Genomic DNA, 16,541 nt, shown 5'->3' on the forward strand with positions numbered 1-16,541 from the left:
CTCACTCACCTTCGATATAGATATTTTCATCAGGAATAATAGCATTTCGCAATTGATATGCTAAAGTTCTTTCATACATTTCCGAACAAATAAAGATATCAATATTAGTAATATCACATTGAGCTAATCTAAGATTTATTAATTCTCTTCTAGCTTGTTCTTCACTGCCAAATACAACACCCTTAATATTTTCTTTCAGTATAGAATGTCTAATTAATACTTCAGCCTGATTATCAGTTGGTAAATTCATTAACATGTTCTTGCTTCTGGAAACTTCTCTTTTGCCTACTACTTTTTCAGAATAGAGCTTTCTAAAACCATCAATTCCTTTTTCTATTAGTATACCACCTTTAGTTGCTGCATTACACGGACAAAACAAAGTTTCATCATTTATTACGCTCGTTGATATTAACAAAATAGACCAATCTTTAAATATATTCCTTTTGTTACTAGTGATTACTTTATCAAAATAAAAGAGGTTAGGGTACTGTATAGAGCAACAAATATAATCTTCTTTGCCATCTAATCTCGATACATCATTTTTTTCTAAGTCCTCATCTTTAATAAAGTTATTTGCTAATAATTTCCCCTCAGTTCCTAATATATATGGCAAATTTTTAGACTTAGTAAAATGACATAATCTAGTAATTCCCCTCTCCTGAACATAGCGATCAAATTCTGTCATTTCCTATCCTCCAATCATACAAATTTTCATCTGTAGGTAGTAATTCAGTCAATTCTTCAAAGTAAGTTATAATTACCCCCGCTTTTGCTCTAGTTACACTGACATAAATCAACTTGACTTCTTCGGACAGAGCATCGTCTTTACTCCCATATTTTTCAATTTCTTCTTCAGTGGGCATAAATTTATCACTCATGAATGGTAGTATTACAATATCAAACTCTAGGCCTTTTGCTGAATGATAAGTTCCAATGTAGATAGAGTCGTTACCATTCCACTTATTCATATCTTTTTTTAGTGTTGTATACTTTATACCTTTACTCGTAAAGGTATCTTCTATAATTCTCACATCTTCTCTTGTTTTTAAAAGCACTGCAACAGTTCGCGATGAATCAGATCCACTAACAAGGTTGGCCACAAAATCTATTTCTTCTTCTATATTTTTCACTTTCATAACAATTGGTTTTGGACCTTCAGCAATAGGAACTATTGAATCAACCTTATCGTTATCATCCATTTCAAAAAAAGGCAACTCCGAAATCGCTTTTGCCAATTTACCAACTCCTGATTTATTACGATAGTTTTTTCTTAGTTTATAAATTTTCACATTATCTAATCCTGCTGACCGCCAAGAAATTCTGCTACCATAAATCTGTTGAGCAGCATCTCCAAAAAAATTTATACTACCATCATCGGGTACCAATAAACTCAAAGATTTTAACATCATCGGAGAAAAATCTTGACCTTCATCTATGAGGATATATTTATAGTATCTTTCCATATCATCATATTTAGCCTCTTCACAAATAGCTAAAGCTAAGCTATCCCAATCATATAAGTATCCATTTTCATTTCTAAGATCAAGGTATTTCTCAAAAACCTCATAAAAAAAGGATCTGTTCTTCCTGAGAATCCTAGTATCGCTTCGTCCAGTTCTTTCTACTTTAATATACGCATTTTTATTTGAAATTCCCATTTTTTGAATCCATTCTATTTCATCAATAAATATATCTATATGACGATCCAAAGTTGTTTCATTAGGATATATTTTTTTTACAGCATTTACCGCTTCTTGAATTAATTCATTTTTAGAATTTAGAATGCAATTATGTTTCATTTTCCCTCTAGAATTTAAATATCCACGTGCAAACTTATGGTAATTTTCAATCACTAAGTTTTTAGGTTTATTCGATAAAATAAATTCCATATAATTTATAAGCGTTCTATTATATGTTAGCAAAAGTACTTTATCGTCTGGATAAGTTTCTGCCATTTTCATAGCTCTTAACAATGCTATTGTCGTTTTTCCACTTCCTGCAGTTCCCAACACTACAATATTATCTACCTCAGAAAGGTATAGAATATCACTTTGTTTTCCTTCTGGTTTTGGTAAAACCATAAAATCACTCCTATTCATAAACTATCTCTATCATTTTTTATTTTTAAAGCATTTACTAATCAGCAAAAGATCCCGCCATTTTATTGGATATTTTCTTCATAAAACTACTATCTTTTCGTTTTAAAATTTACGATAAGAACATTACTATGCTAAAAAAAAGATTTGTAATTAATGTAGCTCATAATTATTAATAAACCACCATATGATATATCATCTAATATGCTTTTAAATTTCAAAGTTAAACTTTTTGTATAGGTACAGTTCTTAAATCCTTAACCCTACAATAAATAATTTAATTAGAAACATTGTATAACAACTTACTTAAGTTCATATAAAAGTGCTTGCTCGTTATTTTTTCACCAAAAAATACGAAACCTTACTTTAATAAGTATTTTCAATTATTTATTTGTACATTTTTAAAGTATAAATGTTTCTTTTTCTTCTCTACTGGAACATCAAATTTAGTTCTTATATAACGCAATGTATTCTTATAATGTTCCAAATTTCTTTCTTTTTCTATAGATTGTATCGCTGCGATGCATCCTTGAAGTCTATTACAAGTATCAATAAACTCATCTTGAGTATATTTAGTCGGATCCTTGTCCATATCAAGCAGTAATCTATAATAATCATACATCTTCTTATGAAGCTTTTTAGGAGCCTTTTTAGTATCACCATGAATAATCACTCCTGTAACTCTTGTATGATTACATATTGTTAATCTTGTTTTTTTCTTATTGACCTGTAAACCATATTTTTCTATTATTGCAATTGCTTCTCTCCGCTTACTAGTATGGATAAACTTATCGGATGAAAATGTAAAGTCATCATAGTAAGCTGAAAAAGTAAAATTATTTCTTTTCGAAAAAACATCTAACTCTTCGTACATTTGATGATAAGATAGAAAACTTAGCATAGGACTTGTTGAAAAACCTTGTGGTAAAAAACGCTTTTCATCTTTCTTTATAGTCGTCAAATTAGTTAAAATTTTTGCTATATCCGCTGGCTGAGACATCGTATTATGAAAAAAATCATAAACATATGAATCTTTAGTACTAGGAAAAAAATTTGTGATATCTAGCAATAGCAAATATTCTTTCTCCAAATGTCTACTTGCATTGTCCACATATCCCACAAGAGGAATCCCCCCATATATGTAATGTGGAAAACCAATATAGCTCAGTCTCTTAACAATATTTTTAAGTGCTCTTTTGTGAGCATCTGATGGGTTATATAATTCTCTAATTTTTCCATTAACTTCTTTAAAAAATGGTTCCACTTCGTAATTACTATCAACATCTTTTAAAGTTTTTAATTCCAACTGCAGTAGTTCTGACAAATATTTTTTATTTGATACCCCGTAAAGCCTAGATTTAGCAAAATCCATAAAAAAAATCCCCTTCTTTTATAAGAAAGAGATGAAGCCAAGTTTTCTAATAATTGGACAACTTCTATTAGAAAAGGCAAGACTTTATACAGATTACTCAATACGATTACAATTAACTTACAGAATAATTTAAATACGCCTACATAACCCATTATTTCTGCAAAAAAAATAAAAAGTAATCTAATACTGATTTTTCCATTTTTATATGTCTTTTGTTTGAGCCACTGTTTAACTAGAACAATTTTTGACATTATCATGACATTTACCTCCTATAATTATTTAGGTCATTAAGACCCTCCCCTGCGTTATAATTATAGATTTAGAAGTTAAACAGTCTTGTTAACGCTTCACTCTTAACTTAGCTAACAACTTTTATTAGCTTGATTAAATCCCCTGCTTCTCACTGAGTGATACAACACAAAGTCGTGACATCATAGACTCATACTCTAGTCCAGATATGCATAATCATGATATCAAAACAAATTTTGACGTCAATAGAACATGCAGGGGCTTTTTCATACCGCTATTATTTTGTATAATAGCAAATTCATTTGCAGGGAACTCTAGGTAATTGTTCTAAAATAATGATATCACAATGGTAAAAAACAATCAATATAGCGTTTTCTTTTATACTATATGAAATATTTGTAGGTCTGTTTCATCTGCAATAACTCCCACAACTATGTAGCACTTTTTAAGGATTTTCAGCCAAAAATTATTTTTCGTTTCATTTACATATGAAATACAGAAACCCTAGTATATCAATGTTTATAAAGCCGTGTTTCATTTCGTTTCATGTCTCAAAACTTATTAACCTTTTACAAAAGTCAAAAAAGAATACCCCCTGTGAGCCATGTAGCTCATTTAAAGCGTATCCTTAGTACGGTCAAATAACAACGGGGTGGGGTTCTCTATCCTATTCATTCAATTACTTGTATCATTCTACCGAAGATATGATTAGCTTGAGTTGGTTGTCCATCAATTAGAGTAAGAGTGTACTCCGTTTCCAGTGGCTCTTTTAAGCTTGCTGTAATCCCTTCTCCCACCTTCTTCTGAATAGATAGATTAATTCTTTCAGACGTTCAATTGCTTCTGATATAGCTTGCTTATCATTTGGAATAGACTCATCAACATAAATAGAAAAGTAACGTAATCTATCTATACGGATATTGCAAACAGCGCCCCTAAGAAAACTGGTCAAGAGTTTGCTGATATGATGGCTCATCAGTAAAAAGCTGGTCATTTCTACTATCAAGGCAAAATAAAAAAGCTAGAGCCCTTATATATCAAGGGTTCTAGCTCCTATAACAGGTTTAACCTACACTACCTTCCATCTCATAACTAATCAAGCGATTCAACTCAACCGCATATTCCATCGGTAATTCTTTCGTAAATGGTTCAACAAAGCCCATAACAATCATTTCTGTCGCTTCGGCTTCAGATAAGCCGCGACTCATTAAATAATATAATTGTTCTTCAGAAATTTTTGAAACTTTGGCTTCGTGTTCTAAGGACACTTGGCTGTTATGGATTTCATTAAATGGAATCGTATCTGATTTTGATTTTTCGTCCATGATAATCGTGTCGCATTCGATGTGGGAAATCGAGCCTGCGCTGTCTTTTCCAAAAGTCACTTGGCCACGGTAGTTAACTTCGCCGCCGTCTTTAGCAATTGATTTTGAAACAATTGAGCTAGAGGTATTCGGCGCATTGTGAATCATTTTGGCCCCAGTATCTTGGATTTGGTTAGCGCCAGCAAAGGCAATCGATAACATCGTGCCACGGGCACCTTTGCCATCTAAGTAAACGCTTGGGTATTTCATGGTTGTTTTAGCTCCTAGGTTACCATCAATCCATTCGACAGTGGCACCTTCGTAAGCTTTAGCACGTTTGGTTACTAAGTTGTAGACGTTATCTGACCAGTTTTGAATAGTGGTATAACGACAATAAGCATCTTTTCTTGTAAAAATTTCTACGATGGCCGCATGCAAGCTGTTACTTGAATACGTTGGTGCCGTACAACCTTCAACATAGTGAACGCTAGCCCCTTCATCGACAATAATCAAGGTCCGTTCAAATTGGCCGGTATTTTCAGCGTTGATTCGGAAATATGTTTGTAATGGTACATCAACTCGAACGCCTTTTGGTACATAAATAAAGGTTCCACCTGACCAAACAGCTGAGTTTAAAGCGGCCAGTTTATTATCTGTTGGCGGCACAAGTTTTGAAAAATACTCTTTGAATAGGTCAGGATATTCTTTTAAAGCAGAGTCAGTATCTGTAAAAATGATGCCTAATTTTTCAAATTCTTCTTTCATATTGTGGTAAACAACTTCTGATTCATATTGAGCAGAAGCCCCAGCTAGATAAGCACGCTCAGCTTCGGGAATCCCAATTTTTTCAAAGGTTTCTTTGATTTTATCAGGTACATCATCCCAATCGCGTGCGGGTTTGTCACTCGGTTTTTGGTAATATTTAATTTTACTAAAGTCAATATCTGACAGGTCTGGACCCCATTCTTGCATGGGCATTTTATTGAATTGTTCTAACGATTTTAAACGGAAGTCAAGCATCCATTCTGGTTCGCCTTTCACGCGAGAAATTTCGCGAACGACGTCTTCGGTTAGGCCGTCTCCGGTACTAAAGACTGGTTCCACATCGTCGTGAAAGCCAAATTTATATTCTTCTAATTCAGGTACTGTACTCAATTCGTCGTCACCCTTTCTTTATTTTTCACAATGTAAATGACCGGCTTCGCCTTGGCCGTTATTAGCAACAGCCTGCTCTAAGGCTTTCCAAGCCAGGGTTGCACATTTAATCCGAGCTGGAAATTTAGCTACGCCGCTTAACATTGCTGCATCGCCTAATTTTTCATCTTCGGCCACTTCATTTCCTTGAACAAGTTGAGAGAAATCCTCTGCTAAGGCCGTTGCTTCGGCGATTGTTTTTCCTAATACCGCATCAGTCATCATACTAGCACTTGCGGTACTGATGGAACAGCCACTTCCTTGAAAGGCGATATCTTTAATCACACCGTCTTCAATGGCCACATCCAGTTCAATCACATCTCCACAAGTAGGATTATTCAGTTCAATTGTTTGGCTAGACGCATCTAGCGTTCCGTGGTGATGTGGGTGGCTAGAATGGTCCAAAATGACTTGGCGATATAAGTTATCTAATTTAGAAAGTGCCATGCTGGAAAAACTCCTTTGTCGCTTTAATCGCTTCAACTAAGCGATCTGCGTCTTCTTTGGTATTGTATAAATAAAAACTTGCCCGTGCAGTTGCTGGCACGCTCAGATAGTTTAATAACGGTTGCGCGCAATGGTGACCCGCTCTGACAGCAACCCCTTCCATATCTAACGCCGTAGCCACATCATGTGGATGTAAACCTTCAATATTAAAAGCAATCACACCTGTGTGGTCTTTTGGATCCTGTGGACCATAAATCGTCAAGCCCTCGATAGCTTGCAACTTCGGCAAAACATAGTGAACAAGGGCTGCTTCATGTTGATGAATGGCCTCTAAACCAATTTCAGTTAAATAATCAATGGCGGCACCTAAGGCAATTGCCCCAGCAATATTAGGTGTGCCAGCTTCAAATTTCCATGGAAGCTCTTTCCAAGTACTTTCTTGAAGATGAACAAAGTCAATCATTTCGCCACCAAATTCCACAGGTTCCATTTGTTCCAATAAATGACGTTTGCCATAAAGGACACCAATTCCAGTTGGTCCACACATTTTGTGACCACTAAATGCATAAAAATCAGCATCGATGGCTTGAACGTCCACAGGCATATGAGGAACTGCTTGCGCGCCGTCTACCACCATCACAGCGCCATTTTGATGAGCTAATTGTGTTAATTCTTCGATTGGATTAATGACCCCTAACACATTTGAAACATGAGCAATCGAAACAATTTTCGTTTTTTCTGTAATTTGTTGACGTGCACTTGCCATGTCTAAAAAGCCGTCTTCAGTGACGTCTATATACTTCAAAATGGCCCCTGTACGTTGAGCTAATTGTTGCCAGGGAATAATGTTTGAATGATGTTCCATGTAAGATATGACGATTTCATCCCCGGCTGTAACTGCCAAGTCACCATAACTTTTGGCAATCCAATTCAAACTGGTTGTTGTTCCTCGTGTAAATAAAACTTCCGCTGTTTCTTTAGCATGTATAAATTGGCGAACCTTTTCGCGGGAGGCTTCATAGTCCTTCGTTGCTCGTTCGGCTAACGTGTGCACCCCACGATGAACATTGGCATTATCGGTTTCATAATAATGTCGTAAAACATCTAACACTGCCGTTGGTTTTTGGGTTGTTGCAGCATTGTCTAAATAAACTAGCGGTTCATCATTAACTTCTTGAAATAAAATAGGAAACGATTGACGAATGGTTGCTGCATCCATCATGCGTTTAACTTCCCTTCAATTACTTCTACAAATTCATTTTGTACTTCTTTAACTGGAATTGCTGTAATGACAGAACCTAGGAAGCCACGAATCACCAAACGTTCCGCTTCTTCTTTACGCAAGCCGCGGCTCATTAAATAATACATTTCTTCTGGATCTACTCGACCAACGCTGGCTGCGTGTCCGGCAGTCACTTCATTTTCATCAATTAAAAGAATTGGATTGGCATCACCACGAGCTTTATCAGACAGCATTAAAACACGACTTTCTTGCTGTGCGTCGGCTCCTTTTGCTCCTTTTAAAATGTGGCCAATTCCATTAAACGTTAAAGTACCACGTTCACGAATGACTCCATGTTGTAAAATATGACCAATCGAATGTGGCGCTTTGTTTGTCACTCGTGTGTCGATGCCTTGTGTTTGTTTACCTGCACTAATTGCAACAACTTTAACTTCTGAATGAGCGCCTTCGCCAACTAAATCAGAATCAAAATCAGCCACAACATCGCCATCATTCATGACGCCTAGAGCCCAATCGACAGAGGCATCCCGCATAATATAGCCACGACGATTCATATAAGTCGTTACAGTTTGCCCTAATTGATCCACAGCTGAGTATTTAACTTTTGCGCCATCTTTCGCAATCACTTCCACAACGATATTTCCAGAAGCTTTCTCTGCGTGATGACCAGTTGATTGAAAACGTTCTAAATAACTGAATTCACTATGATTATCTGCAACGATTAAAACATGTTTAAAGAAAGGTTGGTTGCTATCTGAATCCTGAATAAACAAAGATTCAATGGGCTCTTCAATCACTACGTTTTTAGGAACGTATAAGAAAACGCCACTATTCATGAAAGCTGCATGAGCTGCTGTCAGCTTGTCTTCTTCTGGTAATACGGCTTTAGTCATATAGTATTCTTTAACTAATTCTGGGTGCTCTTGTAAAGCAGTAAAAATGTCTGTAAAAATTACCCCTTGTTCCGCTAATGAGGCTGGCAATTGCTCAAAAGCATGAAAAGATCCTTGTTGAACAATTAAAGGATTGTCTTTCATTTGATCAAAACTTGCGACATTTCCTTCAGAAGGCACATAACTTTCCATGTGAACATTTAATAAAGGCCAACGATGAAATTTCACACGATCAATATGTGGTAACTCACTTTCGTCAGCGTTTTTTAAAGCCGTTGTTCGCAATTCAGTCATCCAAGCTGGTTCTTCATGTTCTAGTGAAAAAGCGGTGACTTCGTCAAGATAATCCATTAGATTTACTTTTTTCATTTATCTTGTCCTCCTTACGCTTCTTCTTTGTAATCAATACCTAATTCTTGGCTGATACCAGCATAGCCTTCTGTTTCTAAACGTTTTGCCAAATCAGCCCCACCGGTTTTCACAACGCGGCCTTCCATCATGATATGAACAACATCCGGCGTGATATAGTTCAATAAGCGTTGGTAATGGGTAATAATTAACGCACCAAAGTTCTCGCCGCGCATTTCATTAACCCCTTTAGAAACTACTTTTAACGCATCGATATCTAAGCCTGAATCAATTTCATCTAAAATGGCAAACGTAGGCTCTAACATCAATAATTGTAAAATTTCATTTCGTTTTTTCTCGCCGCCAGAAAACCCTTCGTTTAAGTAACGCTCAGCCATTTCTTCAGGCATATTTAATAATTCCATTTTGCTATCTAATTTTTTTAAGAACTGCATGACTGACATTTTGTTGTCTTCGTCACGTTTTGCATTGATTGCTGCACGCATGAATTCAGCATTGGTAATCCCTGGAATTTCACTTGGGTATTGCATTGCTAAGAATAAGCCTAGGCGAGCGCGTTCGTCTACTTCTAAATCTAAAACGTTGACGCCGTCAAATAGAATTTCTCCTTCTGTGACTTCATAGTTAGGATTTCCCATAATTGCTGCTGATAAAGTAGATTTACCAGTTCCATTAGGCCCCATAATTGCATGGATTTCTCCAGTATTAATTGTTAAATCGACTCCTTTTAGAATCTTTTTATCTTCAATTGATACGTGTAAATTTTTGATTTCTAACACAGACATGTACAATTCCCTCCAACTTGTTTTAATCGTTTTTCCGTTCTCACTCATTTTAGCCTAATTGAGAATGAATCGCAAATTACAATTGCTAAAAATAACAACTCTTATCATCAAATTTTAGGATTCAATTTGTGAAGGAAAATTTTAAAAGGCTGATATTTCAAAGTTTCTCTATATTTTTAAGTGATCCTCCCTACACAAAGAAAAAAATTCTGGTAGAATAAAAAAATTTATTAAAGAAAGCGTTTTCTGAAATAATTACTTTAGAATGACTTTCGCAAAGAGAGCGTTGAGATACGCCTTCCTCATCTATACAAAAAAATCCAGAGCATTTGCTTCTCTGGATTCAATAATTTTTATTAGTGATTGGTTTTATACTTCTAAAAGTTCTTGTTCTTTTTCAGCAGTAATCGCATCGATATTTTTGATGCTATCGTCTGTTAATTTTTGAACATCTTTTTCAAATGAACGTAATTCATCTTCAGTGATGTCGCCATTTTTTTGAGCTTTTTTCAACTCATCCATTGCATCACGACGAACGTTACGGACAGCAACTTTTGAGTTTTCCGCTTCTTTTTTCACGTCTTTGGCTAATTCTTTCCGACGTTCTTCCGTTAATTGTGGAATCACTAAACGGATGACATTTCCATCATTGGTTGGACTAATGCCGATATCACTCATTTGAATAGCTTTTTCAATGTCAGCGATAGAATTTTTGTCAAACGGTGTAATCATTAATACACGTGCTTCTGGGATATTGATACTTGCTAATTGGTTAACTGGTGTTGGTGCACCATAATATTCTACTTGAATACGATCTAATAGACTTGCGTTCGCACGACCAGCACGAATTTGACCTAATTCACGGCGTAAGCTCTCTTCCGCTTTTGTCATTTTTTCTTTGGCTGTTGCTAAAACTTCTTTAGACATTCTTTATTTCCCCCTTACAGTTGTTCCGATATTTTCACCAAGGATGGCACGACGGATATTTCCTGCTTCATTTAGGTTAAAGACAACTAAAGGAATATCGTTATCCATACTTAATGAGCTTGCTGTTGAATCCATTACTTGCAGCCCTTTAGAAATAACATCTAAATGTGTTAGTTCTTCAAATTTTGTCGCTGTTTCATCCACACGTGGATCCGCAGAATAAACACCATCAACATTGTTCTTCGCCATTAAGATGACGTCCGCATCTACTTCTGCAGCTCGTAACGCAGCCGTTGTATCTGTCGAGAAGTAAGGATTTCCTGTTCCTCCGGCAAAAATAACAACGCGGCCTTTTTCTAAATGACGTTCTGCACGACGACGAATGTATGGTTCTGCAATTTGACGCATTTCAATTGATGTTTGAACACGTGTAGGCACACCAAGATTTTCTAATGTATCTTGCAATGCTAAGGCATTCATCACAGTAGCTAACATGCCCATATAATCTGCTTGTGCACGTTCCATGCCCATTTGAGCACCAATTTGTCCACGCCAGATGTTTCCGCCGCCAACCACGATGGCCATTTCGATACCTAATTCATGGACCTCTTTAATTTCTTGGACGATTTCTTTAATGACTGGTGGTTTAATGCCAAAACCGTCTTCTCCGGCTAGCGCTTCTCCACTTAACTTTAATACGACACGTTGATACTTAGGTTTAACCATCATAATTCCCTCCAAGATTCTCTAAAAATCATTCAATTCCTCATTTAGATGACTTTTCACCAAAATGATTTTTTAGACCAAGCAGTGCGATCCACTGGTTTTGCCTAAAAAAAGGGAGCGCATATCAAAGTTATGCGTTCCCAAATGGCTGAAAGACTGCCTTGAATCAAGCAGTAATCAATTTATGCAGCTTCCTTTGGGGATCGCTGTCTGTTTAGATACTTATGATTCACGGCTTTTCAACCGAGCGTTTGATGCTCTTAGTTTTTCATTTGGCTCATTACTTCATCCGCAAAGTTATCTTCACGTTTTTCGATACCTTCGCCAACTTCAAAACGTACGAATGATTTCACTTCGCCGCCTTTAGAAGCAACAAATTTTTCGACAGTCATATCTGGATCTTTAACAAATGGTTGGTCAACCAAAGCGATTTCTGCTTTGAATTTTTGTAGACGACCAACAACCATTTTTTCAACGATATTTGCTGGTTTACCTTCGTTTAATGCTTGTTCAGTTAACACAGCTTTTTCGTGTTCTAATTCTTCTTGAGGAATTTGAGATTCATTGACATAGCGAGGGTTGATTGCCGCGATGTGCATAGCAACATCTTTCGCTACTTCTTCGTCAGTTGTGCCATCGATAACTGTTAATACAGCAATACGGCCACCCATGTGTAAGTAAGCGCCAAATGCAGCATTGTCAGCTTTTTCGACAACTTCAAAACGACGGAAGCTGATTTTTTCACCGATAACAGTTGTTGCTTCGATTAAATCAGATTCGATTGTGCCTTTTTCAGTTTTAATAGCCATTGCTTCTTCCATCGTAGCTGGTTTGTTTTCAGCAACTTTAGTCGCAATATCTTTAACTAAATCTTGGAACATTTCGTTTTTAGAAACGAAGTCAGTTTCTGAGTTTACTTCAACGATTGCTGCAACGTTACCTACAGTTGCTACGTTTGCTAAACCTTCAGCCGCAATGCGGTCATTTTTCTTCGCTGCTTTAGCCATACCATTTTCACGTAAAAAGTCTACGGCTTTTTCCATGTCGCCTTCTACTTTTACTAATGCTTTTTTAGCGTCCATCATTCCAACGCCAGTCATATCGCGTAATTCTTTTACCATTTTAGCTGTAACGTCTGCCATTATTTGTGTCCTCCTCGGATATTATCAATTCTTTTTAAAAAAGCTATCTCAAAGGAGAATCAGGCTTTTTGTCGCCTAGCCTTTGAGACAGCTCCGTAATCATTATTATTCAGCTGATTCGTTGTTTCCTTCAACAACATCAACGATTTCTTCGATTGAAGTTGCTTCTGGTGTTTCTTCAACGAATAACTCTTCAGTTGCTTGGTCTTCCCCTTGGTTACCTTCGATGAAAGCATCAGCCATTTTAGCAGTGATTAATTTCACGGCGCGGATTGCATCATCATTTGAAGGGATTACAACATCGATCTCATCAGGATCACAGTTTGTATCAACCATTGCAACGATTGGAATGTTTAATTTGTGTGCTTCTTGAACAGCAATGCGTTCTTTACGTGGGTCAACGATGTACATTACATCTGGAATTCTTGGCATATCAGCGATACCACCTAAGAATTTTTCTAAACGTTCACGTTCTTTGTTTAAGCCAGCAACTTCTTTCTTAGGTAAAACTTCGAAAGTGCCGTCTTCTTCCATTGCATTGATTTTTTTCAAGCGAGCAATACGTTTTTGGATTGTATCCCAGTTAGTTAACGTACCACCTAACCAACGATGGTTTACATAGTATTGACCAGCGCGGATTGCTTCATCTTTGATTGCTTCTTGTGCTTGTTTTTTAGTTCCTACGAATAAAGCAACGCCGCCTTCTTCTGCAACGTTTTTCATGTAATCGTAAGCTGCATCTACTAATTTCACTGTTTTTTGTAAGTCAATGATGTAGATACCGTTTCTTTCTGTGAAGATATATTTCTTCATTTTTGGGTTCCAGCGACGAGTTTGGTGACCAAAGTGTACGCCGGCTTCTAGTAATTGTTTCATAGAAATTACTGCCATGTTGTGTTTCCTCCAGTTTGGTTTTTATTTTCCTCTTCTTTTCGTCAACTCCTTGAAGAACTACCGTAGTAGCACCACTTCGCAGATGGAAAAGAATGTGGATTTCGTGTGTGAAAATCACACCTTTAACAGTATAAGATATTTTCAGAAAAATAGCAAGCCTTAAAACTAGAAATGTCGCTCCTACTGCGCTTGCCAAACAAGATGACATTCTTCGTTTCCCGTTTCATCGATGGTTCGCTTTTGTTGGACAAAGCCTTGTTTTTGATAAAAGGCATAAGCTGCTTGATTTTCCCTGTAAACAGCCAAAGATAAGACATCCTGTTCTTCTTTTGCTACTTGCAGTAATTTCTGACCGATGCCCTTCCCTTGAAACGCTTTTTTTATAAAAATTCCTGCGATATAGTTATCCATTAATCCTAAAAACCCAATTATCTGATCCTCTTCTTCTGCTAAAATCAGTGTTGCTTTTGGTAACGCAGCGCGGACAAATGCTTTATTTTCTTGCCAATAAGTTGGCGCGACAAATGGATGAGCTTCTAGATTCGTTTGCAGCCAAATAGCCATAATGGTTTCTAATTCTTTTTCTGTTAACTGGGTTGTCTTTTTGATAGTCAGCATTTTTTGACACTCATTTCTGTTATTGATTATTTTCAAAATAAAACATTAACACGCCCGCTGCGATAGCGACATTCAATGATTCTGCTTGACCTTTCATTGGAATATAAAGATTTTTCGTGGTTTCTGCTAACAATTCTGGCGAAACCCCGCTACCTTCATTGCCTAAAATCAACGCATAATTTTCCACTGCCTCTTGTTCATAATAAGCAATCGCAGCTTCATTTAGTTCTGTACCGAAAACTGGTAGACCTTGCTTCTTGAATGCCTGAACCACTTCGGTCAATTCTCGTTGGAGAACCGGCAAATGATAGTGACTTCCCTGCATTGAGCGCAACACTTTTGTATTGTAAATATCTGCTGTGCCCTTACCTAAAATCACACCTGCTAAACCTGCTGCATCAGCTGTGCGAATCATCGTACCAACATTACCAGGGTCTTGGATATTATCTAAAAGTAACCAACCACCTTTAAAAGAAAGCGACTGCTCTTGTTGCGTTTCCAAGGTGACAATTGCCAAAATTCCTTGTGAAGTTGGCAGCTCCGACAAGCTATTTAAAACCTCATCACTAACAAAAATTAATTTTTCTGTTTCTTGTTCAGCTAACCAAGTTCCCCATTCTTGTTGACCTCTTTGGTTAAACAAAATCCACTGAACATCGGCGTTGGCCTTCACAGCTTCTTCAACTAAATGAAATCCTTCTATTATATATTGGTTCAGTTCTTCTCGGTACTTCTTTTTGTGTAATTTTTTCCATTCTTTTAATTGGTTATTTTTCGTTGATGTAATTTCTTTCATAAGTCACCTCGCCTTTGTATTATAGCATGCTTCTAGCTTGCTTGGATACTTGCTAGAACCAAGAAAAATCGCTATCATAAAGAAAAAAGCAAAGGAAGTGTCTCTCATGGAAAAACTAAGAATGAATGTACAAGGGCGTGTCCAAGGTGTTGGCTTCCGCTACATGACCAAAATGGTGGCAGATCAATTAGGTGTCACTGGTTCAGTGAGAAACGAAGACGACGGGTCCGTTTCAATCACAGCAATTGCACCTGAAGACATAATGGAAACATTTATCAAAAAAATCAAAGATTCCCCCAGTCCAGCGGGACGTGTAACGTATGTTGATATTCAAGAAGACCCTTTGTTAGAAGAAACGGAACAATTTAAAGTAATCCAATAAACTTACTTTCTAACGATTGATTTCTTCGGGAAGAAGCCTTGAACAGCAAGTAGTTCCTGCTTTTTATTGATTTTTGTAAGAGCTTCTTTTCGATTTTGATTGAAAAAGAGCGCTGTTTCAAGTATAGTTAACCATGTAAAAATTTTTTAGAAAAGGACCGAATTACATGCGTAAATTAAACCGATGGCTTTACGGCTCTGGCTTACTATTTTTAGTAATGTTTTTATCAGGCTGTGTGAAAACAGGAGCAGATGGACAACCAACTGGTGAAGGTTTTGTCTATAACTTCCTTGTTTTACCGATGAGTAATGCAATTACTTATCTTGTCGATAACTTTAATTGGAACTATGGTTGGGCGATTATTTTTATCACCATTATTGTACGGATCATTATTTTACCGTTAGGCTTACATCAATCGAAAAAAAGCTTTATCCAAACGGAAAAAATGCAAGCAATCAAACCTCAAGTGGATGTTGCACAAGCAAAAATGAAACAAGCAAGTACGCGTGAAGAACAAATGGCCGCACAAGCAGAACTACAAAGGATTTATAAAGAAAACAATGTGAGTATGGTTGGCGGAATTGGTTGTTTGCCTTTATTAATTCAAATGCCTATTTTCTCTTCTCTGTTCTTTGCTGCTCGTTATACAAAAGGTATTGCCACGGCAAGCTTCTTAGGAATGAATTTAGGGCAACCAAATATGATTTTAGTGGCATTAGCTGGTTTAGCCTATTTAGCTCAAGGTTATATTTCAATGATTGGTATTCCTGAAGAACAAAAGAAAACAATGAAATCAATGCTGATTGTTTCACCATTAATGATTGTTTTCATGTCCTTTAGCTCACCTGCAGGCGTAGCGCTTTACTGGGTAGTTGGTGGTATTTTCACATGTATTCAATCTGCCATCACAAATATCCTCTTACGTCCAAGAATTAAAAAACAAGTACAAGAAGAATTGAAAAATAACCCACCAAAACAAGTGGTTACTCCTATTAAGGATGTGACACCAAAAGAAACAAACAAAGTAACACAAAAAACGAACCAACCAAAAGCAAACGGCAATAAAGGTCGCAATGCTGGAAAACAAAAACGTAAATAAAAAAA

General features: G+C 36.6%; 16 protein-coding genes. 2 read left to right on the top strand and 14 right to left on the bottom strand.

Features of this window, described 5'->3' with window-relative positions; translation table 11 throughout:
• Position 1 precedes the first annotated feature (1 nt).
• The 14 genes from IGJ52_RS09190 to IGJ52_RS09255 form a co-directional block, all read right to left on the bottom strand.
• Positions 2-685, bottom strand: coding sequence for a DarT ssDNA thymidine ADP-ribosyltransferase family protein (locus tag IGJ52_RS09190; protein ID WP_109537999.1), 684 nt, complete (start codon positions 683-685; stop codon positions 2-4).
• On the bottom strand, positions 672-2,081 hold the full coding sequence (locus IGJ52_RS09195; protein ID WP_181366881.1) for a 3'-5' exonuclease: 1,410 nt from the start codon (positions 2,079-2,081) through the stop codon (positions 672-674). Before IGJ52_RS09195 ends, IGJ52_RS09190 begins: the two co-directional genes overlap by 14 nt.
• A 394-nt stretch (positions 2,082-2,475) precedes the next feature.
• The gene (locus tag IGJ52_RS09200; RefSeq protein WP_438792047.1) at positions 2,476-3,468 is read right to left on the bottom strand and encodes a reverse transcriptase family protein; all 993 of its coding nucleotides are present in this window, start codon (positions 3,466-3,468) and stop codon (positions 2,476-2,478) included.
• Positions 3,469-4,781: 1,313 nt separating this feature from the next.
• Positions 4,782-6,176 (bottom strand): Fe-S cluster assembly protein SufB, encoded by a 1,395-nt coding sequence (gene sufB, locus IGJ52_RS09205; RefSeq protein WP_002356769.1) that lies wholly within the window; start codon positions 6,174-6,176, stop codon positions 4,782-4,784.
• A gap of 18 nt (positions 6,177-6,194) precedes the next feature.
• Positions 6,195-6,662 carry a Fe-S cluster assembly sulfur transfer protein SufU gene (sufU, locus tag IGJ52_RS09210; protein WP_002356768.1) on the bottom strand — a complete coding sequence of 156 codons (468 nt, stop codon included), beginning with the start codon at positions 6,660-6,662 and terminating at the stop codon, positions 6,195-6,197.
• A complete protein-coding gene (locus tag IGJ52_RS09215) occupies positions 6,649-7,884 on the bottom strand; it encodes a cysteine desulfurase (protein WP_002376739.1) in 1,236 nt (411 codons plus the stop codon). The genes sufU and IGJ52_RS09215 overlap by 14 nt, the downstream gene beginning before the upstream one ends.
• Positions 7,881-9,167, bottom strand: coding sequence for a Fe-S cluster assembly protein SufD (gene sufD / locus IGJ52_RS09220; protein ID WP_002368983.1), 1,287 nt, complete (start codon positions 9,165-9,167; stop codon positions 7,881-7,883). Before sufD ends, IGJ52_RS09215 begins: the two co-directional genes overlap by 4 nt.
• Positions 9,168-9,181: 14 nt before the next feature.
• Positions 9,182-9,952, bottom strand: coding sequence for a Fe-S cluster assembly ATPase SufC (gene sufC, locus IGJ52_RS09225; RefSeq protein WP_002356763.1), 771 nt, complete (start codon positions 9,950-9,952; stop codon positions 9,182-9,184).
• Positions 9,953-10,321: 369 nt separating this feature from the next.
• Positions 10,322-10,879: a ribosome recycling factor gene (gene frr, locus IGJ52_RS09230; protein WP_002356762.1), complete on the bottom strand. Its 558-nt coding sequence runs from the start codon at positions 10,877-10,879 to the stop codon at positions 10,322-10,324.
• A gap of 3 nt (positions 10,880-10,882) precedes the next feature.
• Entirely contained in the window at positions 10,883-11,605 is a 723-nt protein-coding gene (gene pyrH, locus IGJ52_RS09235; RefSeq protein WP_002356761.1) for a UMP kinase, read from the bottom strand.
• 260 nt (positions 11,606-11,865) lie between these two features.
• On the bottom strand, positions 11,866-12,747 hold the full coding sequence (gene tsf / locus IGJ52_RS09240) for a translation elongation factor Ts (protein ID WP_002356760.1): 882 nt from the start codon (positions 12,745-12,747) through the stop codon (positions 11,866-11,868).
• Between the two features lie 105 nt (positions 12,748-12,852).
• Complete coding sequence (gene rpsB / locus IGJ52_RS09245) at positions 12,853-13,638, bottom strand: 30S ribosomal protein S2 (protein WP_002356759.1); 786 nt, start codon at positions 13,636-13,638, stop codon at positions 12,853-12,855.
• A 183-nt stretch (positions 13,639-13,821) separates the two neighbouring features.
• Positions 13,822-14,259 carry a GNAT family N-acetyltransferase gene (locus IGJ52_RS09250; RefSeq protein ID WP_002382772.1) on the bottom strand — a complete coding sequence of 146 codons (438 nt, stop codon included), beginning with the start codon at positions 14,257-14,259 and terminating at the stop codon, positions 13,822-13,824.
• 19 nt (positions 14,260-14,278) lie between these two features.
• Entirely contained in the window at positions 14,279-15,055 is a 777-nt protein-coding gene (locus IGJ52_RS09255; protein ID WP_002356757.1) for a TrmH family RNA methyltransferase, read from the bottom strand.
• A 106-nt stretch (positions 15,056-15,161) separates the two neighbouring features.
• On the opposite strand from IGJ52_RS09255, the gene IGJ52_RS09260 reads away from it, so the two are divergent.
• Positions 15,162-15,437, top strand: coding sequence for an acylphosphatase (locus IGJ52_RS09260; RefSeq protein ID WP_010706543.1), 276 nt, complete (start codon positions 15,162-15,164; stop codon positions 15,435-15,437).
• A 166-nt stretch (positions 15,438-15,603) separates the two neighbouring features.
• Entirely contained in the window at positions 15,604-16,536 is a 933-nt protein-coding gene (gene yidC / locus IGJ52_RS09265; protein WP_002382768.1) for a membrane protein insertase YidC, read from the top strand.
• Positions 16,537-16,541 lie beyond the last annotated feature (5 nt).

The sequence above is a fragment of the Enterococcus sp. DIV1758 genome (assembly GCF_051711985.1).
GTDB classification, from domain to species: Bacteria; Bacillota; Bacilli; order Lactobacillales; family Enterococcaceae; genus Enterococcus; species Enterococcus faecalis.